28 protein-coding genes are annotated in these 25,783 nt (G+C 68.5%); 20 read left to right on the top strand and 8 right to left on the bottom strand.

Annotation, left to right across the window (positions count from 1 at the left end; genetic code table 11):
• The first annotated feature begins 85 nt into the window (after positions 1–85).
• Genes AC1RN5_RS17425 through AC1RN5_RS17435 form a run of 3 tightly spaced genes read left to right on the top strand, consistent with a single transcriptional unit; the run spans position 86 to position 3,178 of the window.
• Complete coding sequence (locus AC1RN5_RS17425; RefSeq protein ID WP_493042397.1) at positions 86–943, top strand: alpha/beta hydrolase; 858 nt, start codon at positions 86–88, stop codon at positions 941–943.
• Between the two features lie 9 nt (positions 944–952).
• Positions 953–2,464: a CoA-acylating methylmalonate-semialdehyde dehydrogenase gene (locus AC1RN5_RS17430; protein WP_493042398.1), complete on the top strand. Its 1,512-nt coding sequence runs from the start codon at positions 953–955 to the stop codon at positions 2,462–2,464.
• A 48-nt stretch (positions 2,465–2,512) separates the two neighbouring features.
• Positions 2,513–3,178, top strand: coding sequence for a hypothetical protein (locus AC1RN5_RS17435; RefSeq protein ID WP_493042399.1), 666 nt, complete (start codon positions 2,513–2,515; stop codon positions 3,176–3,178).
• A gap of 7 nt (positions 3,179–3,185) precedes the next feature.
• On the opposite strand, the gene AC1RN5_RS17440 is transcribed toward AC1RN5_RS17435, so the two are convergent.
• Positions 3,186–3,419, bottom strand: coding sequence for a hypothetical protein (locus tag AC1RN5_RS17440; protein WP_493042400.1), 234 nt, complete (start codon positions 3,417–3,419; stop codon positions 3,186–3,188).
• Between the two features lie 101 nt (positions 3,420–3,520).
• Here AC1RN5_RS17440 and zapE point away from each other — a divergent pair, with 101 nt between their 5' ends.
• Entirely contained in the window at positions 3,521–4,633 is a 1,113-nt protein-coding gene (gene zapE / locus AC1RN5_RS17445) for a cell division protein ZapE (protein ID WP_493042401.1), read from the top strand.
• Here the strand turns inward: zapE and AC1RN5_RS17450 are convergent.
• Positions 4,630–5,511 carry a LysR family transcriptional regulator gene (locus AC1RN5_RS17450; protein WP_493042402.1) on the bottom strand — a complete coding sequence of 294 codons (882 nt, stop codon included), beginning with the start codon at positions 5,509–5,511 and terminating at the stop codon, positions 4,630–4,632. The two genes, zapE and AC1RN5_RS17450, sit on opposite strands and share 4 nt — an antisense overlap.
• Before the next feature lie 216 nt (positions 5,512–5,727).
• Here AC1RN5_RS17450 and sdhC point away from each other — a divergent pair, with 216 nt between their 5' ends.
• The 7 genes from sdhC (at position 5,728) to AC1RN5_RS17485 (ending at position 11,600) form a co-directional block, all read left to right on the top strand.
• Positions 5,728–6,135 carry a succinate dehydrogenase, cytochrome b556 subunit gene (sdhC, locus tag AC1RN5_RS17455; RefSeq protein WP_493042403.1) on the top strand — a complete coding sequence of 136 codons (408 nt, stop codon included), beginning with the start codon at positions 5,728–5,730 and terminating at the stop codon, positions 6,133–6,135.
• Positions 6,135–6,521 (top strand): succinate dehydrogenase, hydrophobic membrane anchor protein, encoded by a 387-nt coding sequence (gene sdhD / locus AC1RN5_RS17460; protein WP_421933921.1) that lies wholly within the window; start codon positions 6,135–6,137, stop codon positions 6,519–6,521. Before sdhC ends, sdhD begins: the two co-directional genes overlap by 1 nt.
• Before the next feature lie 8 nt (positions 6,522–6,529).
• Entirely contained in the window at positions 6,530–8,317 is a 1,788-nt protein-coding gene (gene sdhA, locus AC1RN5_RS17465; protein WP_493042404.1) for a succinate dehydrogenase flavoprotein subunit, read from the top strand.
• A gap of 7 nt (positions 8,318–8,324) precedes the next feature.
• Positions 8,325–9,068, top strand: coding sequence for a class I SAM-dependent methyltransferase (locus AC1RN5_RS17470; RefSeq protein WP_493042405.1), 744 nt, complete (start codon positions 8,325–8,327; stop codon positions 9,066–9,068).
• Between the two features lie 55 nt (positions 9,069–9,123).
• The gene (locus AC1RN5_RS17475; protein WP_493042406.1) at positions 9,124–9,906 is read left to right on the top strand and encodes a succinate dehydrogenase iron-sulfur subunit; all 783 of its coding nucleotides are present in this window, start codon (positions 9,124–9,126) and stop codon (positions 9,904–9,906) included.
• Positions 9,907–10,030: 124 nt separating this feature from the next.
• Positions 10,031–11,260 carry an NAD(P)/FAD-dependent oxidoreductase gene (locus tag AC1RN5_RS17480; RefSeq protein ID WP_493042407.1) on the top strand — a complete coding sequence of 410 codons (1,230 nt, stop codon included), beginning with the start codon at positions 10,031–10,033 and terminating at the stop codon, positions 11,258–11,260.
• A gap of 19 nt (positions 11,261–11,279) precedes the next feature.
• Positions 11,280–11,600, top strand: coding sequence for a 2Fe-2S iron-sulfur cluster-binding protein (locus tag AC1RN5_RS17485; protein WP_493042408.1), 321 nt, complete (start codon positions 11,280–11,282; stop codon positions 11,598–11,600).
• 360 nt (positions 11,601–11,960) lie between these two features.
• Here the strand turns inward: AC1RN5_RS17485 and AC1RN5_RS17490 are convergent, their stop codons facing one another.
• Positions 11,961–12,554 (bottom strand): sigma-70 family RNA polymerase sigma factor, encoded by a 594-nt coding sequence (locus AC1RN5_RS17490; RefSeq protein ID WP_493042409.1) that lies wholly within the window; start codon positions 12,552–12,554, stop codon positions 11,961–11,963.
• A gap of 318 nt (positions 12,555–12,872) precedes the next feature.
• Here AC1RN5_RS17490 and AC1RN5_RS17495 point away from each other — a divergent pair, with 318 nt between their 5' ends.
• Positions 12,873–13,706, top strand: a complete 834-nt coding sequence (locus AC1RN5_RS17495; protein WP_493042410.1) for a terminase small subunit-like protein — start codon at positions 12,873–12,875, stop codon at positions 13,704–13,706.
• Between the two features lie 109 nt (positions 13,707–13,815).
• Here AC1RN5_RS17495 and AC1RN5_RS17500 read toward each other — a convergent pair whose 3' ends face one another.
• The 3 genes from AC1RN5_RS17500 to divL all read right to left on the bottom strand — a co-directional run bounded on the left by AC1RN5_RS17500 (position 13,816) and on the right by divL (position 18,085).
• Positions 13,816–14,565, bottom strand: coding sequence for a carbon-nitrogen hydrolase family protein (locus tag AC1RN5_RS17500; RefSeq protein ID WP_493042411.1), 750 nt, complete (start codon positions 14,563–14,565; stop codon positions 13,816–13,818).
• 153 nt (positions 14,566–14,718) lie between these two features.
• A complete protein-coding gene (locus tag AC1RN5_RS17505; protein WP_493042412.1) occupies positions 14,719–15,702 on the bottom strand; it encodes an NAD(P)H-dependent flavin oxidoreductase in 984 nt (327 codons plus the stop codon).
• Positions 15,703–15,766: 64 nt separating this feature from the next.
• Positions 15,767–18,085 carry a cell cycle protein kinase DivL gene (gene divL / locus AC1RN5_RS17510; protein ID WP_493042413.1) on the bottom strand — a complete coding sequence of 773 codons (2,319 nt, stop codon included), beginning with the start codon at positions 18,083–18,085 and terminating at the stop codon, positions 15,767–15,769.
• An 88-nt stretch (positions 18,086–18,173) separates the two neighbouring features.
• Here divL and AC1RN5_RS17515 point away from each other — a divergent pair, with 88 nt between their 5' ends.
• The 5 genes from AC1RN5_RS17515 to AC1RN5_RS17535 all read left to right on the top strand — a co-directional run bounded on the left by AC1RN5_RS17515 (position 18,174) and on the right by AC1RN5_RS17535 (position 21,716).
• On the top strand, positions 18,174–18,743 hold the full coding sequence (locus tag AC1RN5_RS17515; protein WP_493042414.1) for a hypothetical protein: 570 nt from the start codon (positions 18,174–18,176) through the stop codon (positions 18,741–18,743).
• On the top strand, positions 18,736–19,128 hold the full coding sequence (locus AC1RN5_RS17520; RefSeq protein ID WP_493042415.1) for a metallopeptidase family protein: 393 nt from the start codon (positions 18,736–18,738) through the stop codon (positions 19,126–19,128). The genes AC1RN5_RS17515 and AC1RN5_RS17520 overlap by 8 nt, the downstream gene beginning before the upstream one ends.
• Positions 19,129–19,285: 157 nt before the next feature.
• Positions 19,286–19,753 (top strand): response regulator, encoded by a 468-nt coding sequence (locus tag AC1RN5_RS17525; protein ID WP_493042416.1) that lies wholly within the window; start codon positions 19,286–19,288, stop codon positions 19,751–19,753.
• A 158-nt stretch (positions 19,754–19,911) separates the two neighbouring features.
• On the top strand, positions 19,912–21,042 hold the full coding sequence (locus AC1RN5_RS17530; RefSeq protein ID WP_493042417.1) for a ferritin-like domain-containing protein: 1,131 nt from the start codon (positions 19,912–19,914) through the stop codon (positions 21,040–21,042).
• Between the two features lie 194 nt (positions 21,043–21,236).
• A complete protein-coding gene (locus AC1RN5_RS17535) occupies positions 21,237–21,716 on the top strand; it encodes a VOC family protein (RefSeq protein ID WP_493042418.1) in 480 nt (159 codons plus the stop codon).
• Between the two features lie 82 nt (positions 21,717–21,798).
• On the opposite strand, the gene AC1RN5_RS17540 is transcribed toward AC1RN5_RS17535, so the two are convergent.
• Positions 21,799–22,740: a DUF5655 domain-containing protein gene (locus AC1RN5_RS17540; RefSeq protein WP_493042419.1), complete on the bottom strand. Its 942-nt coding sequence runs from the start codon at positions 22,738–22,740 to the stop codon at positions 21,799–21,801.
• 312 nt (positions 22,741–23,052) lie between these two features.
• Positions 23,053–23,769: an HNH endonuclease gene (locus tag AC1RN5_RS17545; RefSeq protein WP_493042420.1), complete on the bottom strand. Its 717-nt coding sequence runs from the start codon at positions 23,767–23,769 to the stop codon at positions 23,053–23,055.
• Between the two features lie 376 nt (positions 23,770–24,145).
• On the opposite strand from AC1RN5_RS17545, the gene AC1RN5_RS17550 reads away from it, so the two are divergent.
• From AC1RN5_RS17550 to AC1RN5_RS17560, 3 genes are all read left to right on the top strand, one after another.
• Entirely contained in the window at positions 24,146–24,352 is a 207-nt protein-coding gene (locus AC1RN5_RS17550; protein ID WP_493042421.1) for a DUF4287 domain-containing protein, read from the top strand.
• Between the two features lie 281 nt (positions 24,353–24,633).
• Positions 24,634–25,158 carry a hypothetical protein gene (locus tag AC1RN5_RS17555; RefSeq protein WP_493042423.1) on the top strand — a complete coding sequence of 175 codons (525 nt, stop codon included), beginning with the start codon at positions 24,634–24,636 and terminating at the stop codon, positions 25,156–25,158.
• A gap of 15 nt (positions 25,159–25,173) precedes the next feature.
• Complete coding sequence (locus AC1RN5_RS17560; RefSeq protein ID WP_493042426.1) at positions 25,174–25,725, top strand: hypothetical protein; 552 nt, start codon at positions 25,174–25,176, stop codon at positions 25,723–25,725.
• Positions 25,726–25,783 lie beyond the last annotated feature (58 nt).

Consider the following 25,783-nt stretch of genomic DNA (forward strand, 5'->3'; position numbering starts at 1 on the left):
TGACCTGGGAAGAAATGAGCGATCTTCAAGTCTGGCGGGCCGCCGCCATCCCGCCGAAGCTTCGCCTCCATCCCGGGGGGAAGATATGACGAACACGGACCATGAACCGGCGACGATCCTGGCCACCCATCGCCACGCCCTGCATAGCGCGGCGATCGGCGAGACCTTCCAGATCGATGTCGCCCTGCCCAGTCCCTGGGCCGGCCAGAGGCCCGACCATCCCCTGCCAGTGATCTATGTGATGGACGCCAATACGGTGTTCGGGATCGCCGCCCAGGCCCTGCGCTTCCTGCAGAACGCCGACGGGGTCCCGCCCTGCCTGCTGGTGGGGGTGGGCTATCAGCTGGAGGGGCCGAGGCGGCGGCGGCGCGACTATGGCGGCCTGCGCACCCGCGACCTGACCCCCAGCTTCGATCCCGCCTTCCACGAGACCCTGCTGGCCCAGCTGGGGGACCGCCCCCTCCCCGACATCGGCCCGGCCGGCGGCGGCGAGGCCTTCCTGGATTTCCTGATCCATGAGGTCCGCCCCTTCATCGCCGGGCGCTACGCCACCGACCCGGGCGACCAGACCCTGGTGGGCAGTTCCCTGGGGGGCCTGTTCAGCCTGCACGCCTATCTGACCCGCCCCGGCGCCTTCCGGCGACACGTCGCGAACAGTCCGGCCCTGTGGTGGCGGGACGGCGAGGCCTTCGCGACGGAAGCAGCGTCTGACCCCGACCCGGCGACCCGGCTGTTCCTGTCGGCGGGCGGGCTGGAGACCGACCCGCGCTGGCCCATGGCCGATCACATGGCCGAGATGGCGCGGCGGCTGACGGGCCGGGGCCTGCCGGTGGTCTCCCAGGTCTTCGACGGCGAGAGCCACACCTCGGTGATCCCCGCCGCGCTCAGCCGGGGCCTGAGATCGGTGTTCGCGCCTCTACCCACCGGCGCCGCGACGTCCTAAAAGCTCGCCATGCGCGAGATCACACACTTCATCGACGGCGTGTCCGTCGCAGGGACCTCCGGCCGCCATGGCGAGGTCTTCAATCCCAACACCGGCGAGGTCCAGGCCCGCGTGGCCCTGGCGACCCCGTCCGAGCTGGACCTGGCCGTCCAGGCCGCCGTGCGGGCCCAGAGGTCCTGGGCGGCGGTCAATCCGCAGCGCCGGGCCCGGGTGATGTTCGAGTTCAAGCGGCTCGTCGAGGCCCGCATGCAGGACCTGGCCGAGCTGCTCTCCTCCGAGCACGGCAAGGTCATCGCCGACAGCAAGGGCGACATCCAGCGGGGGCTGGAGGTCATCGAGTTCGCCTGCGGCATCCCCCACGCCCTGAAGGGCGAATATACCGAGGGCGCGGGCCCCGGGATCGACGTCTATTCCATGCGCCAGCCCCTGGGCGTGGCCGCCGGCATCACCCCGTTCAACTTCCCCGGCATGATCCCGATGTGGATGTTCGGGATCGCCATCGCGGTGGGCAACACCTTCATCCTGAAGCCCTCGGAGAAGGACCCGACCCTGCCGGTGCGGCTGGCCGAGCTGTTCATGGAGGCCGGGGCGGCCCTGGGGATGGACCTGAAGGGCGTGCTGAACGTCGTCCATGGCGACAAGGTCGCCGTCGACGCCATCCTCACCCACCCCGACATCGCCGCCGTCAGCTTCGTCGGCTCCTCGGACATCGCCTCCTACGTCTATTCGACGGGGACGGCGCACGGGAAGCGGGTCCAGGCCATGGGCGGGGCCAAGAACCACGGCATCGTCCTGCCGGACGCCGACCTGGACCAGGTGGTCAAGGACCTGTCGGGGGCGGCCTTCGGCTCGGCCGGCGAGCGCTGCATGGCCCTGCCGGTGGTGGTGCCCGTGGGCGCCAAGACCGCCCAGGCCCTGCGCGAGCGGATGATGGCCGAGATCGACACCCTGAAGGTCGGCCTCTCCAACGACGCCGCCGCCCAGTACGGCCCGGTGGTCACCGCCGCCCACAAGCAGAAGATCGCCGACTACATCCAGATCGGCGTCGACGAGGGCGCCGAGCTGGTGGTCGACGGCCGCGGCTTCTCCATGCAGGGCTACGAGAAGGGCTTCTTCATCGGCCCCAGCCTGTTCGACCAGGTGAAGCCGGGGATGAAGACCTACAACGAGGAGATCTTCGGGCCCGTCCTGCAGATCGTCCGCGCCGAGACCTTCGAGGAGGCCGTGGCCCTGCCCTCGGCCCACCAGTACGGCAACGGCGTGGCCATCTTCACCCGCAGCGGCCGGGCGGCCCGCGAGTTCGCGGCCCAGGTCAATGTCGGCATGGTGGGGATCAACGTCCCGATCCCGGTGCCGGTGGCCTACCACTCCTTCGGCGGCTGGAAGCGTTCAGCCTTCGGCGACACCAACCAGCACGGGATGGAGGGGGTGAAGTTCTACACCAAGGTCAAGACCATCACCGCCCGCTGGCCGGAGGGCGCGAGCGAGGACTCCGCCTTCGTCATCCCCACCATGCGGTGACAGGACGGACGCTTGGCGATAAGCCTATGGCTTGACTAGGAGTTGGCGATGAAGTTCCGGACCTGGGCGATCCTGATCCTGGTGGTGGTTCTGGCGGGCGTCGGCGCCTATGCCTGGTGGCAGACCGACCTGCGCTGGCGGCCCAAGACCATCACCAGGCACCAGGCCGAGATCACCAAGATCCTGGAACAGGCCGGCTGGGGCTCGCCGGGCCTGACCAAGACCAAGCTCTACATGGTCTCGTTCCGCACCTGCCCCGACTGCCTGAGGTTCAAGAAAGAGGAATTCCCCGGCCTGCACGCGGCCGGGGTCGACACCCGGGTGATCGAGATCGCCCGGCGCGACAAGAACGGCATCGCCAAGTCCACCCCGGTGGAGCGCGCCACGGTGGCCGAGCTGTGGATCCGGCACGGGACGCCCAGGGCCTGGGAGCTGATGGAGCAGTGGGAGGCCGTCGTTCCCGAGGCCTGGACCGCCCCCGGCATCCCGCCGGCCGACGGCGACATGGCCCGCAGCGCGGTGATCGAGGCCGGCCGCAAGATGACCGAGGACCTGCGGCCGCTGCTGAAGGCGAACGGCGTCGCGGTCAGCGATCCGACGGGCATCCGCTACCCCACCCTGGTCTGGTGGAACGCCAAGGGCGAGATGCGGGCCTGCGCCTGCGAGCAGCGGGAGACCTACCGCTTCGTCCGCAAGGAGCTGGGCGCCGACTGAGCCGCCGTCAGGCCTTGAACGGCTTGCCGCTGACGATTTCCTTGTTCCGCAGCCGCGTCTTGGGCCCCTGGCCCCGTTCGGCCTCGGTCTTGATCGGCCGCCGGCTGTGATTGGCGCCGTGCAGGGCGCCGGGCTCCGATCCGCCCCAGTCGAGCTGGGGGCTGTCGCGGCCCTCGAAGTCGTGGGGGTCGACACCCGCGGGCGTGCCGATGAAGGGCTTCTCGGGGTTGGTGTCGGACATGGGCTTCCTTTCCGGACTGGACACGATCCCAACTGATCCCACGCTAGGAAGTTTCGCGCCCGCCGTTGTGATCTAGATCATCTGCGGTTAGGCGGGGTGCGATGGCCTCCGCCCTGCAAGCCGCCTATGACGCCCGCCTCGCCCAGGGGGTCATCCGTCCCGACCCCGCCCAGACCGCCGGCCTGGCCGCCCTGGTGCGGCTGGAGGGGGATCTGGCGGCCAGCGAGCCCTCGGGGCTGACGGCCTTCTTCCGCAAGCCCGAGGCCCAGCGCGGGGTCTATCTCTGGGGGCCGGTGGGGCGGGGCAAGTCCATGCTGATGGACCTGTTCTTCGAGACCGCGCCGGTCGCCAGGAAGCGCCGCACCCACTTCCACGTCTTCATGGGCGAGATCCACCGGCTGATCGGCGCCTGGCGGACCGGCGACGCCGCCGCCCGCAAGGCTCGGTTCGGCCAGCACAGGGGCGACGACCCCATCCCCGCGGTGGCCGATGTGGTGGCCGAAGGCGCGCGCCTGCTGTGCTTCGACGAATTCCAGGTCACCGACATCGCCGACGCCATGATCCTGGGGCGGCTGTTCGAGGCCCTGTTCGCCCGCGGCGTGACCCTGGTGGCCACCTCCAACCGGGTTCCCGACGCCCTCTACAAGGACGGCATCAACCGCCAGCTCTTCCTGCCCTTCATCGAGATGATCAAGAACAGGCTGGAGGTGGTGAGCGTGGCGGGCGGCCACGACTATCGCCTGGACCGGCTGCGGGCGGCCGGTGTTTGGTTCTCGCCCGACGATCCCGACAACCAGCGCAGCTTCCTGGCCCTGTGGCGCGACATGCTGGGGGGCGAGGCGGAGATCGGCGAGACCCTTGAGGTGCTGGGCCGCAAGGTCCACCTGCCCCACGCCTCGGGCGGCCTGGTGCGGGCTTCCTTCGCCAGCCTGTGCTCGGTGGCGCTCGGCCCCAACGACTATGTGGCGCTCGCCGAACGCTTCCACACCGTCTTCCTGGAGGACCTGCCCAGGCTGACGGCCAACCGGCGCGAGGAGGCGCGGCGCTTCGTGATCCTGATCGACGCCCTCTACGAGGCGCGCACCAAGCTGATCGTGCTGGCCGAGGCCGAGCCGATGGCGCTCTATCCGCAGGGGGACGGCGCCTTCGAGTTCGAACGCACCGCCTCGCGCCTGCAGGAGATGCGCTCGGCCGACTGGCTGGCGGAGGACTAGGCGCGCAGGCTGGTCACCAGGTCCTGGGCGTAGGGGCGCAGGTCGGAAAAGCGGCGGACGCAGAGGGTGAGGTCGCGGACGGCCCAATCGTCCTCCAGCTCGATGACGGCGAGCGGCGTGGTCTGGGCGACCCGGGCGGCGGTGGACTGGGGCACGACCCCCACGCCAACGCCGGCCTCCACCAGCCGGCAGACGGCGTCGAAACTGCGCAGCTGGACCCGCAGGTTGAGGCCGGCCCCCAGGCGGGCGGCCTTGTCGGCCAGGAAACGTTGCAGGGCGCTGGTGCGCTCCAGCCCCACGAGATCGAAGGCCAGGACCTCGGCGAAGGCCACGCGGGCCTGGGCCGCCAGCGGATGCCCCTTCTGGGCCACCACCACGAAACGGTCGGAGCGGAAGGGAAAGGTCTCCAGGCCGCCGACGTCCACCGTGCCGGCGACGATGCCGATGTCCCCCACCCCCTCGGCGATCAGGCCGACGATCTCGTCCGACAGCCGCTCCTCCAGGTCGACCCGGACCTTGGGGTTGGCGGCGAGGAAACGCCCCAGCGCCTCGGGCAGGAATTCGGTGGAGGCGTTGGTGTTGGCCAGCAGGCGGACCTCCCCGGTGAGGCCGCCGGCGAAGGCCCCCAGGTCCTCCCGAAGGCGGGCCGATTGCTCCAGCATCAGGCGGGCGTGCTTGAGCAGGGTCTGGCCGGCGGGCGTCGGGACGACGCCCTGGCGGCTGCGCACCAGCAGGGCGGCGCCGATCGCCTCCTCCATGGCCCGGACCCGGGTGGAGGCGGCGGCCAGCGCCAGGCGGCTGCGGGCCGCGCCGTGGGTGATGGAGCCAGCCTCGACGACGTCGCAGAACAGCCGAAGGTCCACGAGATCGAAGCGCATCTTTCGTCTCCGGCGAAGGATAGCTGCTTGTAAGACGCATTGCGCGAAGGATCAAAGGCCATCACCCTTCGGGTGCAGCGAAGTTGGTGACGCCTCGTCAAGGCGCGTGGTGATGAACGTCCCGCCTGGGCGCCGACCGGCGCCGCCCCGGCGGTTCGTTGACACCGGGCGCCCGGCGCTTAAAAGCGGAGCCGCCTCATCCGATCGGAAACAGCCATGACAGAAACCACCCAGGGGCCTCGCGAACGCCCGCTGTCGCCGCACCTCCAGGTCTGGCGGCCGCACGCCACCATGGTGGGGTCGATCCTGCACCGGATGACCGGGGGCGCGCTCTATGTCGGCGCCCTGATCCTCGCCGGATGGGCCATGTCGCTGGCCGCCGGGCCCGACGCCTACCAGACCTTCATGGAGCTGCTGGGCTCGCCGCTCGGCAAGCTGGTGATGTTCGGCCTGACCCTGTCGGTCTTCTACCACCTGGCCAAGGGCGTTCAGCACCTGTTCTGGGACGTGGGCGCGGGGTTCAAGCTGGCCACCGCCAATATGGGCGCCGTGGCCTGCTACGCCTTCGCCGTCGCCGCGACCCTGGCCGTCTGGGCCATCGCGGCCATGACCGGAGCCCTGTGATGGAAAATTATCGCACCCCGCTGCGCCGCGCCCGCGGCCTCGGCTCGGCCAAGCACGGCGTCGGCCACTGGATCTCCGAGCGGGTCACCTCGGTGGCCCTGGTTCCCCTGGTCCTGTGGGCGGTGTTCGGGGTCATCACCCTGGCCGGCACCGACTATTACGGCGCGGTGGCCTGGATCGCCAATCCGGTGAACGCGGTGCTGATGGTGCTGCTGACGGCGGTGTCCTTCCTGCACATGCATGCGGGCATGCGGGTGATCGTCGAGGACTACATCCACAAGTCCCTGAGCAAGTCGGCCCTGCTGCTGCTCAATCTCTTCGTCTGCGCCCTGGCGGGATCGCTGGCGGTGTTCTCCATCCTCAAGGTCGCGCTGGGAGGCGCTTGATCGGTCCCATGGCGACTTACGAATTCATCGACCACAAGTTCGACGTCGTCGTGGTGGGCGCGGGCGGCTCCGGCCTGCGCGCGGCGCTGGGCTGCGCCCAGGCCGGCCTGAAGACGGCCTGCATCACCAAGGTCTTCCCGACCCGTTCCCACACCGTGGCGGCCCAGGGCGGCATCTCCGCCAGCCTCGGCAACATGGGCGAGGACGACTGGCGCTGGCACATGTACGACACCGTCAAGGGGTCGGACTGGCTGGGCGACCAGGACGCCATCGAATATCTCTGCCGCAACGCGCCGGCCGCGGTCTACGAGCTGGAGCACTGGGGCGTGCCCTTCTCCCGCACGCCGGAGGGCAAGATCTATCAGCGCGCCTTCGGCGGCATGACCCGCAACTATGGCGAGGCCCCGATCCAGCGCACCTGCGCCGCGGCCGACCGCACCGGCCACGCCATGCTGCACACGATGTACGGGCAGTCCCTGGCCCACGACACGGAGTTCTTCATCGAGTACTTCGCCCTCGACCTGATCATGGACGAGGGCGTGTGCCGGGGGGTGACGGCCTGGAAGCTGGACGATGGGACCCTGCACCGGTTCCAGGCCCAGCAGGTGATCCTGGCCACCGGCGGCTATGGCCGGGCCTATTTCTCGGCCACCAGCGCCCACACCTGCACCGGCGACGGCGGCGGCATGGTGCTGCGGGCCGGCCTGCCCCTGCAGGACATGGAGTTCGTGCAGTTCCACCCCACCGGCATCTATGGCGCCGGCTGCCTGATCACCGAGGGCGCCCGGGGCGAGGGCGGCTACCTGACCAATTCCGAGGGTGAGCGCTTCATGGAGCGCTACGCGCCGTCGGTGAAGGACCTGGCGCCGCGGGACATGGTCAGCCGGGCCATGACCATCGAGATCCGCGAAGGCCGGGGCGTCGGTCCCAAGAAAGACCACATCCACCTGCACCTCGATCACCTGGATCCCAAGATCCTGCACCAGCGCCTGCCGGGGATTTCAGAAAGCGCCAAGATCTTCGCAGGTGTTGACGTCACGAAACAACCGATTCCGGTGCTTCCGACCGTGCATTACAACATGGGCGGTATTCCGACGAACTTCTTCTCCGAGGTCGTGACTCGAGACGGGGATAATCCGGACAAGGTGGTGCCGGGGCTGATGGCGGTGGGTGAGGCGGCGTGCGTTTCGGTGCACGGGGCCAACCGGCTGGGGTCCAACTCCCTGATCGACCTGGTGGTGTTCGGCCGCTCGGCGGCGCTGCGGACCGCGGCGACCATCAAGGCCGGGGCGAGCCAGCCGGAGATGAAGAAGACCGAGACCGACGCCCACCTGGCCCGGTTCGACCGGTTCCGGAACGCCTCGGGCGGCACGACGACGGCGGCCCTGCGTCTGGAGATGCAGATGTCCATGCAGGAGGACGCCGCGGTGTTCCGCACCAGCGAGAGCCTGGCCTCCGGCGTCCGGCGCCTGGACGCGGTCCAGGCCAAGCGCGGCGACCTGAAGGTGACCGACCGGGGCCTGGTCTGGAACACCGACCTGATGGAGACCCTGGAGCTGGACAACCTGATCGGCCAGGCGGTCACCACCGTCGTCGGGGCGCACAACCGCACCGAAAGCCGCGGGGCCCACGCCCACGAGGACTTCCCCGATCGGAACGACAAGGAGTGGATGAAGCACACGCTCACCTGGTTCGACGACGCCAGCGGCAAGGTGGCCATCGACTACCGGCCGGTGCACGACTTCACCATGACCAATGACATCGCTTACATCCCGCCCAAGGCGCGGGTGTACTGAGCCGGCGATGGCGGTCCAGGCGCTCCAGCGCGACACAGACGCCGACTGGCGGGAGCTGGGCGCGACCCAGCCCTACTGGGGCGTGCTGACGCATCCGAGCTACCGGACCGAGAACCTGACGAAGGACGCCCTGGCGCAGTTCTACGCCTCGGGCGTCGAGCACGTGGACAGGCTGGTCGAGTCGTTCCAGCGGCTGTACGGGGCGCGGCCGCAGGGCCGGGCCCTGGACTTCGGCTGCGGCGCCGGGCGGCTGACCGAGGCGATGATCGCCTATGCGGGCGAGACGGTCGGCTACGACATCTCGCCCGGCATGCTGAACGAGGCCCGCAAGCGCGGGCGGGCCACCTATGTCGGCGAGCTGCCGGCCGGGCCCTTCGACTGGATCAACTCCTTCATCGTCCTGCAGCACATCCCGCCCGAGCGCGGCATGGGCCTGATCGGCGACCTGCTGGACCGCCTGGCGCCCGGCGGCCTGCTGAGCCTGCAGCTGACGGTCTGGCGCGACGCCCGCCATGGCCCGCCGACGCCCGCGCCGCGCACCGGCTGGCGGGCCTTCGTGCCGCCCTTCCTGCGCCGCTCCAAGACCCCGCCGACCCCGCCCAAGGGTCTGGTGATGATGTTCGACTACGATCTTTCCGCCGTCGTCCGCCTGCTCAACGAGCATGGGGTGGAGGAGATGAACCTCGTCTCCACCCACCACGACGGCCACAACGGGGTGCTGATCCTCGCCCGCCGCGAGGCCCAGTCATGAGCCCCCAAGATTTCACCCGCCGGGTCCGCAGCCCGGCCGCCAAGGAAGCCGTCTGATGGTCCAGCTCACCCTGCCGAAGAACTCCCGCGTCCAGAAGGGCCGCCACCATGCGGCCCCGGCCGGGTCCGGCAAGACCAAGACCTTCAAGGTCTATCGCTACGACCCGGAGGGGACCGAGAACCCCCGCTGGGACACCTATGACGTGGACGTCGACAACTGCGGCCCCATGGTCCTGGACGTCCTGATCCACATCAAGAACACCATGGACCCGACGCTGGCCTTCCGGCGGTCGTGCCGCGAGGGGGTCTGCGGCTCCTGCGCCATGAACATCGGCGGCCGCAACACGCTCGCCTGCACCCACGGCCATGACGAGGTTCCCGGCGCCGACTGCACCATCGCCCCCCTGCCCAGCATGCCGGTGGTCAAGGACCTGATCCCCGACCTGACCATGTTCTACGCCCAGTACGCCTCCATCGAGCCCTGGCTGCACACCACCACGCCGGAGCCGCAGAAGGAGTGGATCCAGAGCCCGCAGGACCGCGAGAAGCTGGACGGCCTCTATGAGTGCATCCTCTGCGCCTGCTGCACGACCTCCTGCCCCAGCTACTGGTGGAACGGCGACAAGTACCTCGGCCCCGCCACCCTGCTGCACGCCTATCGCTGGCTGATCGACAGCCGCGACGAGGCCACCGGCGAGCGGCTGGACGCCCTGGAGGACCCCTTCAAGCTCTATCGCTGCCACACCATCATGAACTGCGCCCAGGTGTGCCCGAAGGGCCTGAACCCCGCCAAGGCCATCGCCGAGATCAAGAAGACCCTGGCCGATCGGGTCGTCTAGGGTCCGCCAAACCGGAAATGGCGGGCGCCTGAACCGGTCTTCACGACAGGCTTCGACGCTCTAGAGTTATCCAAACGGCGTTCGTTAAGTTGACGCCTCCGTCATTTTTCTGCATGGGGCTGTCATGAGTTCATCGGCTGCACATGTCGTGGTGCTCGGGGCCGGCCATGCCGGGGGGTCCCTGGTGGCCCTGTTGCGCCAGTACGGCTTCGAAGGCGCCATCACCATGGTGGGGGACGAGCCCATCGCCCCCTATCAGCGGCCGCCGCTGTCCAAGGCATGGCTGAAGGGGGAGGCCGACGCCGACTCCCTGGCGCTCAAGCCCCTGGAATTCTACGCCGAGAACCAGATCGACTTCCGCCCCGGCGTCGCCGCGGTGAAGCTGAAGCGGGCCGACAAGGTCGTCGAGCTCTCCGACGGTTCGACCCTGGCCTACGACATCCTGGTGATCGCCACCGGCATGCGGCCCAACAAGCTGCCGGTTCCCGGCGCGGAGCTGGAGGGCGTGCTCTCCCTGCGCACGGCGGCCGACGCCGAGCAGCTGAAGGCCCACCTGAAGCCCGGCGCCCACCTAGCCATCATCGGCGGCGGCTATATCGGCCTGGAGGTGGCGGCCTCGGCCCGCGCCCTGGGGGCGGAGGCCACGGTCATCGAGCGCGAGAGCCGCATCCTGGCCCGCAGCGCCTGCGAGGCGCTCTCGACCTTCTTCGCCGACTATCACCGCGCCCGGGGCGTGAAATTCGAGCTGGGCGCCGGGGTCGACAGCCTGACCGGGGCGGGCGGCAAGGTCACCGGTGTGAAGCTCGCCGACGGCCGGACCATCCCCGCCGACGTGGTGCTGGTGGGGGTGGGCGGCAAGCCCAATGACGAGCTGGCCGCCGACGCCGGCCTGGAGACCGCCCGCGGCGTGGTGGTGGACCTGGAGGCCCGCACGTCGGATCCCTCGATCTTCGCCATCGGCGACGTCAGCCATCGGCCCATGCCCCACTATGACCGGATGTTCGGCCCCGAGAGCGTGCCCAGCGCGCTCGAGCAGGCCAAGCAGGCCGCGGCCGCCATCACCGGCCGGCCGGCGCCGACCCCGGAGGTCCCCTGGAACTGGTCGGACCAGTACGACCTGAAGCTCCAGATCGCGGGCCTGCCCTTCGACGCCGACAAGATCCTGGTGCGGGGCGACCCCGCGTCGGGCAAGTTCGCCATCTTCCACCTGAAGGGCGACCTGATCCAATCCGTCGAGGCGGTCAACGCGCCGCCGGAATACATGATGGGCCGCCAGCTCATCGGGAACCGAAAGCCGGTCAATCTTGACAAGCTTGCGGACCCATCCATTTCCATGAAAGAGGTCGCCGCTTAAGGCGGGCGAAGGGGAGTAAATGGCCAAGATCACCTATATCGAGAACAACGGAACCGAACACGTCATCGACGTGAAGCCGGGCCTGACGGTGATGGAAGGCGCGGTGAAGAATAATATCCCGGGCATCGACGCCGACTGCGGCGGCGCCTGCGCCTGCGCCACCTGCCACGTCTATGTGGACGAGGCCTGGAAGGACAAGACCGGGACGTCCTCGGCCATGGAGGAATCCATGCTCGACTTCGCCGAGAACGTGGAGCCCAACAGCCGGCTCTCCTGCCAGATCAAGGTCACCGAGGAGCTGGACGGCCTGATCGTCCGGATGCCGGAAAGCCAGCACTAGACAGCTGGATGCTCCCCTCGTGGGGGAGCTGTCAGCGAAGCTGACTGAGGGGGACTTTGACCCTTGGTTTGGGGTCTAAGGGGTCAACAACGTTGATCCCCCTCCGTCTCGTCGCTGCGCGCCGATCCACCTCCCCCACATCGCGCTACGCGCTGGGGGAGGATCTGCGAGTCCCGGTCTTCCGCGTGCCGCGGAAACCGGGATGACACCCATTTCCACATCCCATTCCACCCAGCCGTCATCCTCGGGACAAGCCCGAGGATGACGGTCAGGAGGGGGCGCAGAAAAAAGCCGCCGGCTGCGGGGCAGCGGCGGCTTGAATCGGTGGAGCTAGGAGGGCTCCGGGTCGGGGCTCTTTAGCTAAGCGGCCAGGCGCGGGGCGCAGAGGCGGTCCAGCGTGCCCATCAGGGTCGACATGGCGCTCGAGGGCAGGATGGTGTCCTCCTCGTAGGAGCCCTCGGCCAGGATCAGGGCCAGACGGTCGCGGGCGCGGCTGACGCGGCTCTTGATGGTGCCGATGGCGGCGCCGCAGATCTCGGCGACTTCCTCATAGGACAGGCCGCCGGCGCCGATCATGATCAGGGCCTCGCGCTGGTCGTCGGGCAGCATGGCGAGCGCCCGGCGGACCTCGTCCAGCTCCAGGGTGGCCATGGGGTTGGAGACCGCCACGAGGGTGCGTTCGGCGGTTTCCGGATCGAGCTGGGTCGAGCGCCACGAGCGGCGCTTGTCGGAATAGAACTGGTTGCGCAGGATCATGAAGGTCCAGGCCTTCATGTTGGTGCCCGGCTGATAGCTGGCCCGGTTGTTCCAGGCCCGCAGCAGGGCGTCCTGGGCCAGGTCGTCGGCTTCCACGGCGTTGCGGCACAGGGAGTGCGCAAAGGCCCGCATGTGGGGGATGAGGGCGGTGAGTTCGCCCATGAAATCCTTGTCGGCGGGGATCGTCGTGGCGGTCATGAAGCACCCTCTGGAAAGCGTCTCGGAGGGGGCCGTCACCAACCCCCGTGAAAACCAAACGCGGCCGTTGCGAGAAAGCTCCGCCATTGTGAAAAGAATCTTGGCCGTGGGGGGCTTGGCGCCAATTCCCGTGTCATCCCGCATGGAGCGCCGCAGGCGCGGACGTGCGGGACCCAGAGACGCCGATCTTTCCGGAAGGCCCCGCGCGTCTGGGTCCCGGTCTTCCGCGACGCGGAAACCGGGATGACACGATATGGGTGACGCGAGAATTTTCGTTCATTTTTTGTTCTTTTTGGGTCTCGCTGATATCCTGCGCCCATGGTTCCCGCCTATCCCCGCAAGGAGATGATGGTCCGCGTCTGCGAGGCGGTGGAGAAGGGCTGGCGGCTGGAGCAGTTGGAGCAGCGGCCGGGGTGGCCGAGCCGGCAGACCATCTATCGCTGGACCCTGGCGGACCCGGCCTTCGCCCAGCGGCTGAAATACGCCCGCGAGTGGCGCCATGGCCTGAAGGTCAGCGCCACGGCGGGGCCGGTGTTCGATCCCGAGCGGGCCGAGGCGTTCCTTTTGGAGGTCAAGCGGGGCCACGCGGTGCGCGACCTGGTGCGGCGGCCGGAGTGGCCGAACCGGGACCGCCTGAACCGCTGGAAGTCCGAGCGGCCCGACTTCGCCGCCGCCCTGGTCGAGGCCGCGCGGCTTGCCCACCGGATGCGGCTTCGCAGGTGGGAATTCTATGACGAGGCCGTCGCCGACCAGATCATCCGACGGGTGGCGTCCGGCGAGACGATGGCGGAGATCGAGGCGGCCAGGGGCCTGCCGGACAAGGTGAACATTCGGCGCTGGAAGCGGCTGCGACCCGACTTCGCCAAGGCCCTGCGCCTGGCCCAGCGGGGCGGCCACATCCGCCGCAGCGCCAAACCCTGCCCGCCGGCCCTGTTCGACCACATCCTGACCCGCATGGTGACCGGCGCGTCCCTGCGCCAGGTCGCCCAGGCGCCGGGCATCCCGCACTACGTCACCCTGATGGCCTGGCAGCGGCGCGACCCGGAGTTCGCCAGGATGCTGGCCTGGGCGCGGGAGGAAGGGCGCTGGGCGCGCGGCGCGGAGAAGGTGGAAAGGGCCGATGCGTTGGCGGGGGTGCGAACATCGCTATAGGCAAGTTCCCAAGGTGTGGGATGCTCTCGAATGGATCGGGACTACCTCGCCGAGTTTGAAGGGGCCCTGGTGGGCTGCGTTTGGCGCTCGCGACTTGAGGCCGCTTTCGTCAGTTCGCGCAGCTAGCGCGACCCGCAGGCAGATCAAACACCAGCAGGCCCGGTTGCTCCAGGGGCAGTTGGGCCGCCACCTCGCCCTGAGGGTTCAGCACCGCCGTCGGGCCCCAGGCGACGGCCCCGTCGCGTTCGCCGGTGACGTCGGCGGAGATCAGCCACAGGCCGGTCTCGCGGCAGCGGTCGCCGCGCGCGGGGTTGTGGCGGTCGCGCCAGTGCTCGGCGGTGGGGCGCGCCATCATGTTGTTGGCGGGGCAGACCAGCAGGGTCGCGCCGGCCTCGGCGACCTTGCGGGCCGCGTCGGGGAAGTTGGTGTCGTAGCAGATATTGATTCCGAACCGGACGCCGCCGGCCTCGAAGGCGGGGGTGTCGGCGCCGGGGGCGAAGAGCTGTTCGCGGCCCAGCAGGTGGGTCTTGCGGTAGCGGCCGATCAGCTGTCCGGCGTGGATGACGACGGCGGTGTTGAAGAGGGCGCCGGCGTCGGCCTCGATCAGGCCGAGGACGATCGTGGGGCCGGTGGTCGGGAGGCGGGCGAGGAGGGCCTCGAACTGTGGGCTTGAGAGGTCCAGGGCGTGGCGGCGGGCGGGCTCTTCGTCGGTGAGGTAGCCCTGGAGGTAGCCTTCCGGGAAGACCAGCAGGTCGGCGCCCTGGGCGGTGGCGTCGGCGATGACACCGGCGGCATAAGCCAGGGCGGCGTCGAGGTCCTCGCGGAACTCCGGGGTCTGGGCGGCGGCGATGCGGGGCATGGTTCAGGGCTCCCTCAAATCCGCTCATCCCCGCGAAAGCGGGGACCCAGGTGTTTTTGTAAAATGGCCGACAGCCGCCGCTCCGGCCCAGGCTCTTCCTGAACAGAAAAAGCCTGGGTCCCCGCTTTCGCGGGGATGAGCGGGGGGGGGGGGTTAGGCCGCCACCACCCGTTGGGCGTTCTTGGTGAGGACCTGTTCGGCCTGGCGCATGATGTTGGCCACCAGCTCCTGGCAGGTGGGGATGTCGTGGATCAGGCCCTGGCTCTGGCCGACGGTCCAGATGCCGCCGTCGGTGTCGCCCGCGCCCATCACATTGGTGCGGCCGCGGACGCCGGCCACCAGGTGGCGCACGTCCTCGATGGTCTTGGTGGAGTCCTGCTGGATCGCCACCACCTCCTCCGAGACCGCGTTGCGGGCCACGCGGCTGGTGTTGCGCAGGGTGCGGTTGGTCAGCAGGGTGTCGCGCTCGGTGTTCTCGACGATCTTCTTCTTCACGTTCTCATGGATGGCGCACTCCTGGGTGGCCATGAAGCGGGTGCCCATGTTGACGCCGTCGGCGCCCAGCATCAGGGCCGCGGCCAGGCTGCGGCCGTCGGCCATGCCCCCCGAGGCGATCACCGGGGTGTCGCCCAGGGCGTCCACCGTGGCCGGCAGCAGGACGATCAGGCCGACGTCGTCCTCGCCCGGGTGACCGGCGCACTCGAAGCCGTCGATGGAGACGATATCCACCCCGTGGCGCGCGGCGGTCACCGCGTGGCGGACCGAGGTGCACTTGTGGATCACCTTCACCCCGGCTTCCTTGAAGGCGGGCAGGTGGTCGGTGGGGTTGCGGCCGGCGGTCTCGACGATCTTGATCCCGCTCTCGATGATGGCCTCGCGGTACTCGTCATAGGGAATCTTGTTCAGCGACGGCAGCAGGGTGAGGTTCACCCCGAACGGCTTGTCCGTGAGGCTGCGGCACAGCTCGATCTCGTCGAGCAGCTCCTGCTTGTTGCTGGAATGGTGGGCGGTGATGAAGCCCAGCGCCCCGGCGTTGGCGACGGCGGCCACCAGGCGGGCGTAGCCGACGCCGGTCATGCCGCCCATGACGATCGGCGTCTCGACGCCGAACATCTCCGTGATCCTGGTCCTGATCATGTCTCGTCCCCTGCTGAAGTGCGTTTGTCTGGTTGGCGCCAGACTAGCAGGGGGTGACGGGCTTTTAGAAGCCCAACTCCGGATGGCCGGCCGCGCCCTGGGCCTGTTCGGGGAGGTGGCAGGTGAAGGTGGCGCCGGCGCCGGGCTCGCTCTCCAGGGCCACCCAGCCGCCGTGCAGCTCGACCAGGGACTTCACCAGGGCCAGGCCCAGGCCCGGGCCGCCGCGCTCGCGGCCGATGAAGCGGTCGAAGATGTGCGCCTGGACGTGGAAGGGGATCCCCCGCCCGGTGTCGGTGACCTGCAGCTGGATCTCGCCGAGCGCCCGGCGCGCGGAGATGGTGACGACGCCCTCCGGCGGGGTCTGGCGGATGGCGTTCTCGCAGAGGTGGTCCAGGGTCTGGGCCAGGCGCTTGATGTCGCCGCGGATGACGCCGATGTCGTCGGGATACTCCACCTTGACCGTCACCTGGGCGGCGGCGGCCTCGTCGGCGCGGCGGGCGGCGGCGTCGTTGAGCAGCTGGGCGACGTGGACGTCCTCCAGGTCCAGCGCCATCTCGTCGGCGTCGATCTGGGCCATGTCCAGCACGTCGTCGATGGAGCGGGCGAGCTGGGTGGCGGCCGAGCGCACGGCGGCGGCGTGGCCCCGGCCGCGTTCGGAGAGGTTCTCGCCCGAGCGCTCCAGCAGCTCGGAATAGCCGATGATGGTGGTGAGCGGGGTGCGCAGCTCATAGGAGACATTGCCCACGAAGTCGCGCTTCAGCCGCTCGGTCTCGGCCAGGGCCGCGGAGCGGTCGGCGAGCGCGCTCTCCAGCTTGCGGGCGTCGGTGACGTCGCCGAAGGCGATCAGGGTCGCGCCGTCGGGCAGGGGGCGCGACTGGTAGACCACGATGCGGCTGTCGCTGGTCTTCACCTCGCCGGAGATCGGCGCGCGGGCGGCGGGGTCGGTGTCGGCGACGCGGCCCTTCAGCTCGCGCCAGAAGCCCATGTCGTGCAGGCGGGGGATGCAGAGCTCGACCACGCCCTCGAAGTCGTGGGCCTGGTCGAGCTGCTGGGGGGTGATGTTCCAGAACCGCTCGAAGGCCTCGTTGTGCAGGCGCAGGCGGCCGTCGGCGCCGAACACCGCCACGGCGTCGTTGAGCTTGTCCAGGGTGGCCTGCTGCACCTGGATCAGGGCGTTGTACTGGGCCTTCAGCCGCAGCTCGCCGGTGATGTCGGAGAACAACAGGACGATGCCGCCCAGGGGATGGACCTGGCGGCCGACCTTGAGGGTGCGGCCGTCGGGGATGGACCACATGTCGTCGGGGCTGGCGTCCAGGGACTCGTAGCGGTCCAGCTCGGCGGCCTTCCACTTGGTGTAGTCGGCGGTCTCGGGCAGGCGGCGGCGCTGGCGCAGGCGGTCGAGAATCTCCGAATGGGTCGGGCGCTCGGCCAGCCAGGCCGGCTCCAGGCCCCAGAGCTCGGCGAAGGCGGTGTTGTGGAAGATCAGCCGCTTGGTCTTGGAGAAGATGGCGACGGCGTCGGCGATGTGGTTGAGGGTCTCGTCGTGGGCCTCGACGTGGCGCTTGAGGGCCTCGCGCATCTCCTCGGTCTCGGTGACGTCCTCGGTCCAGACCCCGACCCCGCCGCCCTCGAGCGGCTGGGCCACGACCTGGAAGGCGCGGCGGCGTCCGGCGAAGCTGGACCAGCGCATGGTCTCGCGCTTCTGGCCCAGATTGGCGGCCTCGGCGGCCAGGGCGTCGGCGGCCTTGTCGAAGCTGACGCCGCGGGCGGCGGCCTCGTCCAGGCTGGCGGCGTCCACCGAGGCCAGCCAGGCGGCGTTGACCCAGACCGGGCTGCCGTCGGCCGCGGCGATCCAGGCCGGGGTGGACCGCGCGTCCAGGAAGGCGGCGAAGCGCGGGGCCGTGGGGAGCCCTGCGTCCTCCCCCACCACGGCCGAGAGCCGCAGCCAGGCCAGGGCGCCTGCGGCCCGGCCCTCGACGGCCACCATGCCGCCCGGCCCGCGGACCTCGAAAGCGCAAGCCTCGCCGCGCTCGAACAGGGCCCGCAGGCGGCGGGCGTGGTCGGGGTCGGCGCGCATCAGGGCGGCGACGACGTGCTGCGGATCGCTTTCGGGCAGGCCCAGGGCGGCGATGCAGGCGGCCAGGCTCTCCTCGCCCGACGCCAGCAGGGCGTGGCCGTCCTCCACCGCCAGCAGGGCCGAATCGAAGGCCTCGGCCGAGGCCTGGGCGGCCTCGGCGCCGGCCTGCAGGCTGGCGATGGTGGCGCGAAGGGCGTCGATCCGGCGGTCGGACTGGCGGCGTTGGGCGAGCGCCCAGAGGGTGGCGCAGATGGCCAGCAGCACGGCGCCGGCGGCGGCGGCCAGGATCAGGTCCAGCTCGCTCATCGCGTCCCCCGCGACGCCGGTGCTTTTGCCTGTCGAATCATCAGGATCGAACATAGGCGCTCAGGCGGTCTTCGGCGATAATCCAGGCATGAGCGCGATCCTCTATCCGGTGGCGGCCGACGCCGAGGCGGCCCTGAAGGCGCCCATCGCCCGCTGCGCGCGCGAACGCGAGGCCGCGGGCGCGGCCGGCGAGGCGGTGGTGTTCGTCACCGAGCCGGTGGGCCCGCCCTACGCCAGCCGCGAGGCGGCCCTCGACGCCCATGCCGGCAAGATCGAGGACGAGCGGCCGGGCCATGTCCTGACCCTGGTCCCGGAGGACCGCTATTGCGCCCTGGCCCAGGTGATCGAGGGCCGCCCGCCGCCCCCGGCTCAGCCGGTGCTCGCCGAGGGCCGCCGCTGGCCCGCGCCCAAGGCGGCGCCCAGGACCGCCTGGCGGCTGCAGGTGAGCTATTGGCGGCTGGCCTCGGCGGTCCCGCAGGCGAGCGGCCCCCAGGCGCGCCAGGCCCGCAAGAGCGCCCGCGAACCCTTGGACTACAAGGCCTTGAGCGCGCTCGCCCGCCAGCCCATGCGGGCGGTCAAGCCGCAGCAACCGCTGGATATCGGACTGTTCGAGACACGCCCCCCCGAGGCGCCCCATATCATCATGCCCGATGAGTAGCCTCGCCCCCTCCCTCGACGACCTGGCCGCCCTGGCGGAGGCCGCCTTCGCCGCCCTGCCCGACGGGTTCCGCGCCATGACCGGGGACGTGATCTTCCGCGTCGACGACTTCGCCAGCGCCGAGGTGCTGGCCGAGCTGGGGATCGAGGACGCCTTCGAGCTGACCGGCCTTTACCAGGGGGTCGACATCGGCCGCCGCTCCACCTTCGATCCGTCGCCCCAGCCCTCGATGATCTTCCTCTACCGCCGACCGATCCTGGACGAGTGGGTCGACCGCGGCGACGTGACTCTGGAGGAGCTGGTGACCCACGTCCTGGTCCACGAGATCGGCCACCATTTCGGCCTCTCCGACGACGACATCGACGGCATCGAGGCGGCCGACTGAGGCGGCCCGCGCGGCCCGCGCGCGGCAATCGGTCGCGAGGCCGCCGACCCCGCGCCCCCCGGAGATTACGGAGAGTGTTAAGGTCTCCGGTTGTCTGTTGCGCCCGTGGGTTGCGGCGGGACAGGGGGTCCCGCGGGCGGCCCCGAGGAGCGTGATCGTGTCAGAACCGACTTCGGCGCCGCAGGGCGCAGAGGCCTCGACCCCGTCGCGGAGCCGGCCGCTGGTGATCCTGCATGTGGACGACGATCCCACCAACCGCCACGTCGTGCGGGAGATCCTGACCGCCTTCGGCCATGAGGCGGTCTCGGCGGCCAGCGGCCCCGAGGGCCTGGAACAGCTGGGGCGGCTGGCTTTCGACCTGGTGCTGATGGACATCCATATGCCCGGCATGGGCGGCCTGGAGGCGGTGGACCAGCTGCGACGGACCCCCGGGCTGAACCGGTGCGTCTCGGTGATCGCGCTCACCGCCGACACCACCTCGCGCGACCGGGACGACTATCTGCGGCTGGGCTTCGACGACCTGGTGCACAAGCCGATCGCCATCGAGGTGTTTCGCGAGGCGGTGGAGCGCGCCGCGGTGTTCGAACACCAGGTGGTCCCGCTCCCCAGCGCCCGGCCCGCCTGACCCGGCCCTTCCGGCCGCGCCCCCAGCCTTACCGCCGGATTAAGAAAATGACGCCCCCGTCAACTTCCTTGACTCGCCGGCGGTCTCTTGAGAGGGTCGCGGCCAAGAGGAAACCCTGGGCGCGCCAGCGCGCGCGCCCGTGTCAGGAGACGATCCCCATGGCCGCCGACGGCAACATCACCAAGGACATCATCTACGAGGCCGTGGCCCCCGACGACTTCGAGGCCATGCTGGACCTCGACCGCTACGGCAATCGCTCGACCGCCTTCGACAAGATCATCTCGGCCACCCACGACCATTTCTGGGATCCGCTCGACAAGAAGTACATCGACTTCGACGAGCCCTTCGACATGGAGAACGAGATGCTCCTGCCGGAGGACATGATCATCTCCCTGTCCACCGACTACGTCTCCAACCACCTCAGCGACTGGAAGACCCGCGTGCGGTTCGCCAACCAGTCGGCCCTGCGCTCCTTCTCCTCGATCCTGCACGGGGAGCAGGGGGCGCTGAACCTGTCGGCCAGCCTGTGCCACGTGCTGCTGGACCAGGGCGCCCAGGAATACGCCGCCAACCAGACCCGCGAAGAGGCCCGCCACGTCACGGCCTTCGCCAAGTACATCAAGGCCCGCTGGGGCCGCCCGGTGGAAGCCGGCCCCACCCTCAAGGCCCTGCTGATCGACATCATCGGCAGCCCCGAGGTCTACAAGAAGATCATCGGCATGCAGATGCTGGTGGAGGGCCTGGCCATGGGCGCCTTCGCCACCTTCTTCAACAATATCCGCGACCCGCTCGGCAAGAAGCTGATGCAGCTGGTCATGACCGACGAGGCCTTCCACCACAAGTTCGGCAAGATCTGGGCCGACCGCACCATCCCGCACCTGAGCGAAGCCGAGCACGAGATCATCGAGACCTGGGCGGCCCACTGCTTCCAGACCCTGCTGTTCAACCTGGTGGCCCCCACCCAGCAGCGCGACCTCTATGAGGAGTTCGGCCTCGATCCCGACCGCGTCATCGCCGAGATGGCCGCCAACATGAACGACGAGACCCGCCGCGAGAGCATGAAGGAGCAGTCCAACATCTTCCGCGTGCTGGTGAAGACCCTGCTCAACGCCGGCATCATCACCGACCGGACCCGGGCCTTCTACGCCGTCTATGTGGACCTGGAGGAGCTGAAGTCCGAGGGCGACCGCATGGTGGGCGACGACATCGCCGAGGAGGGCATCGCCTACCTGCAGGAGATCAACTTCAAGGACCGCGTCGGCCAGGCGATCAAGATCGCCGCGGAGTAGCGAGCGCCTCTCCCTCCCCTTCATGGGGAGGGGCAGGCCGGCTTGCCGGCCGGGGTGGGGAATACCGGCCAGACTCCCCCACCCGTCCGAAGCTTCGCTTCGTCCACCCTCCCCATAAAGGGGAGGGAGTCGGCGTGTCGGGAACCCTGCGCCTCGTTCGTCCTTGGGTCAGACACCATCCAAGGAGGACGACGATGGCCAAGCTCACCACCTGCCTGTGGTTCGACCACGGCGAGGCCCGCAAGGCGGCCGACTTCTACGCCGGCCTGTTCCCCGACAGTCATGTGGGCCCGGCCGCCAAGGCGCCCGGCGACTTTCCCGACGGCAAGGCCGGCCAGGAACTCACCGTGGAGTTCACCGTCCTGGGCCGCCCCTTCCTGGGCCTCAACGGCGGCCCCCTCTTCAAGCCCAACGAGGCCGTCTCCTTCGTGGTGGAGACCGAGGATCAGGCCCAGACCGACAAATACTGGGACGCCCTCGTCGGAAACGGCGGGCAGGAGAGCCAGTGCGGCTGGTGCAAGGACCGCTGGGGCTTCTCCTGGCAGATCACCCCGCGCCAGCTCACCGAGGCCATGACCGACCCCGACCCGGCGGTCGCCAAGCGGGTGTTCGAGGCCATGATGACCATGGGCAAGATCGACGTGGCGAAGATCGAGGCGGCGCGGAGGGGGTAGGGGGGTGGCGGACATGCGCGCCCCGGGCGTCGGTGACCTGTGATCCGAGCTTTCCTACAGTGTCACCGGATCCGCACGTCATCTAGCTGCCGTCGTATGCCCGCTGGAACAGCGGCTGAGCCTTGGCAAAATCATCGAATGTCCGAAGCATCACTTCTAAGTCGCCGGTCCCATAATGCCCGATCTTCCGCATGTCCCGGGTGAAACCCTTCTCCAAGGCCACAGAGTCGGGATCGACTTTGAGAAAACAGGTCACCACCTTCGACTGAGGATAGACCTCGGCACAAACGAAGTTCTTGATCCTCTTGAAGGCGACGTATTGCTTAAGTTCCTTCACCTGAACATCATCGCCAAGGCCATTGAGGAAGTCCGCGACGGCTTGATATAGATCGCGAAGCTCTGGCGATGCTTGGGCGATGCGATAGTCAATCCGCTGAGCGAAATACGGATCTGTTCCGCCCCCTGAAGCCGAGTCGGCCAAATTCGCCGGAACGGACGCGGGCGCTGCGGTCTTGGCGACCTTCGGCGCATGCACCAGCTCGATCATTAGCAACTCGGCACCAAATCGACGGTAGCGCAGCAGTTCGATGCTGCGGTTTATCTGTTTCACTGCGTGCCCGTCGTATCGGGTAAAGTCTCCTGCGATACACACGAGCCGGGGAGCGGACCATTCGACTTTGTCCGCCACGTCCTTGCCCAGCCTCTCCATTACTAGCCATTGAAATTCTCTTTTGTGGTCCATCAGCCAGTCGAGATAGTATAGACCCTGATTTATAACATTCTCATTCACGGCCCTCTTGTATTCGACGATCACCGGCGACCCGTCCTCGTCGAGGCCGAGGGTGTCGATCCGGCCGCCATGTACTGGCCCAGTGGAATATTCGGTGGCAAGGAAGCGGACGCCGAGCAGAACTTCCAGATTGGCCTCGAAGAGGGCTTGGAGAGACTTCTCGATCTGCGCGGATTGCGCAGGCACTTCGACGATCCCGGACCGCTGCAACGTGAAGAGCTTGATGTCGCTCATAATGCCTCTGAACGCAGGCGTTCCAGCCGAAGCTTGAACATTGGTCGGCGACCACATGATGCGAGCAGATTGACTCTGTCCATGCATCACCTCGCGGTCAGTGAAGCGGATTTCTCCAAGGTCCGACATGGATTTGATAGCGGGCCGGGGGCTGGCAAGGAGTTTAGTGTCTGCTGTCCGTGGTCGAACAAGGTCGGTAACTGGCGCGGTTACGATATTTTTTACAGCGTCACCGTAACCCCGAGTGGGGCGGCTTGTGCGAAGAAGAAGCGAGCGACTGTGAGGGTCTGTAACTGACGCAGGGCCGACCACCTAGTCTTGGTCAGTGGTCGCCCATTCATGCAGCGCGCGCCGCCGGCGAAGGGCGTTGGCGTCGGGACGAAGAATTGGGTTCTGCGGAAGCAAGATGGTCTGATTGTGGACCCCGATCGAGAGCGCCGAGTCTGCCGCTGAATACACGCCATCTTTCCCGTCAGGGTCCGCGCACTCAACGCGATAGTCGGGCCGCACTGAAATATTGTTCGCGTCAAAAAGTGCGTGATGGTTCGCGCAGAGGAGGAGGCCATTTCGAGGATCCATGCGCTCCTGCGCTGAGCTGAGGTTCCAGGCTGTGATGTGAGCCGCCTGCAACACCTCCTCGAAGCTGACACCGCAAACGCAACAACGGCTTTCGTAGGCGTTCAAAAGGGCTCGCCTGAAGACTCGCTGGGCTACGCCGCGATCACGTATTTTCCGGTAGACCGCTTCTGCCGTGCTCGGTGACTCAGTGAGCTGTGCAGCTAAACTTGCCTCGGTTTCACCGTCAATGAAGGCACGGAACGGATTCTCGATCACGGCCCATTGGAAGTTGTTCACCGCGCTCACCGCGTCCTCGAACGCATCGACGTCCCAGGCAATGAAGCCCGTCCCAGGCCGCCCGGTCGCCTTATTGACGACAAGCGCCGTCAGCGGAGGAAGCCTCGCGTCAAGGCAGTATGTTTGGATCGGGCCCAGCGCCTGACCGACGTTCAAAGCATTGGTCGGGATCAAGCTCGCAAGGTCACTGTAGAAAAGCAGAGCCTTGGACGCTGCAGCGTTCACTAAGTGGGGCCATATGATGCCGGCGGCTCGATCCCAGTTTTGCCCGCTTTTCATCCTGCCCCCGCACAAACCTTGCTATGCCGCTCTAAGTTGAATGTCAGCTTTCCACAATTAAACAAGGTCCGCTGGTGAATCACATGCGCCACCTTCCTGTCCGGCCACCGTCAACGACACTGGACTCCCTTCAGCTGTTCACTCCAGGTGGAATACGGGGACAGCTGCACCATTCCCCGACCGACGCAAATGCGCCTCCGGAGATGGGCCGTCATTGTCGGATGGCCCGCACTCCGTTCGTCCTTTGAGGACTGAGCAGGGAGATCACCCGATGGCTGAGACCAAGGGCCCGGCGTCCTATTTTCCGTCCATCGAGAAGACCTACGGGTGGCCGATCGCCGAGTGGAAGGCCATGGTGCGTGCGCGGATGCCGGCCAAGCACATGGAGCTCGTCGCCATGTTGAAGGCCGAGCATGGGATGGGGCATGGGCATGCGAACGCCGTCGTGGCGCACACGCTGGCGGAAGCGGGCGAGTAGGGGGCGGCTCTCAAGATGCTCCCCTTCTGGGGGAGCTGGCGCGGAGCGCCTGAGAGGGACTTTGACTCTCGTTTGGGGGCGGTATGGGCCAACTACGTTGGTCCCCCTCCGTCACAGACCTGCGGTCCGCGCCACCTCCCCCACATCGGCGCTGCGCGCCTGGGGGAGGATCTTGCCCGTGATCTGTCCTCGCTCATGAAGGGGAGGGAGGGAGGCCTCTTGCCCGACCGGTAGAGCCGCGCCATGGTGCTGCAACGCTTGGTGGTTTGATGTTGGCGGCCGTGTTTCTTTCGTTCGCCGTGGCGCAGGCCGCCCCTGAGGGCGGCGCCGTCGCGGCTGTCGCGCCGCCGGCCCCCGCCGTGCTGCATCTCTCCGCCGGGACCCCGATCGAGGTGGAGATGGCCGAGACGATCAGCTCGCTGACCAGCCATCTGGCCGACCGGTTCTCGATCCGGCTGGCGGCGCCCGTCGTCCGCGACGGGGTCGAGGTGGTGGCCTCCGGGGCGCCGGGCGAGGGCGAGGTGATCGACGTGGCGCGCGCGGGCATCAGCGGCAAGCAAGGCAAGCTGATCATCTCGGCCCGCTACCTGGACCTGAACGGCGCCCGGGTGCGGGTGCGGGGCATGACCCTGACGACCTCGGGCAAGAGCCGGGTGGACCTGGCGACCGGGGTCATGCTGGTCCCCTATGTCGGGCTCGCCTCGATCCTCATCAAGGGCGGCGAGATCGAGATTCCCGCGGGCGCGCGGGCGACGGTGCGGTTGGCGGAAGACGTCGACCTGCCGCTCCACGCAAACCAACCATAGACCGGGGGACTACCAGTGAAGAACCTGACCATCGCGGCCGCCACGGCGCTCTCGCTGCTGCTGGGGGCCTCGGCCTTCGCCCAGGAGGCGCCGAGCGCGCCCGCGCCGGCGGAGGCCGCCGCGCCCGCCGCCGCTGCGCCCACCGCGCCGGCCACCCCCGCGGAGGCGGCGCCCGCGCCGACCGTCGAGCCTGTGACGCCGAGCGAGAAGGGGCGCATCTATTTCTTCCGGCCCTCGCGGCTGACGGGCGCGATCTACACCTATCACATCGTCGAGGTGGGCGATGACGGCAAGCCCGCCAAGGACGCGCCGATCCTGGGGGACCTGCCCAATGGCGGGGCCTTCATCCTGGAGGCCGAGCCGGGCATCCACAGCTACAACATCACCGGGCCGATGGCGGTGAACAAGGCCGAGGACCGGCTGCGCCTGGAGGTCGAGCCGGGCGCCACCTACTATGCCGAGCAGACCGTGCGCATGGGCGTGGTGACCGGCGGCTTCCGCCTGGTCCCCGCCGACGAGGCGCGGTTCATCGCCTCCAAGGTCAAGCTGGACAAGGGCAAGAAATAGCTCTTCGTCTGACCGGCATGACGAACGCCCGCCGCTGACCCCGGCGGGCGTTTTTCGT

The organism is Phenylobacterium sp. GW821-FHT12F10 (assembly GCF_058806695.1).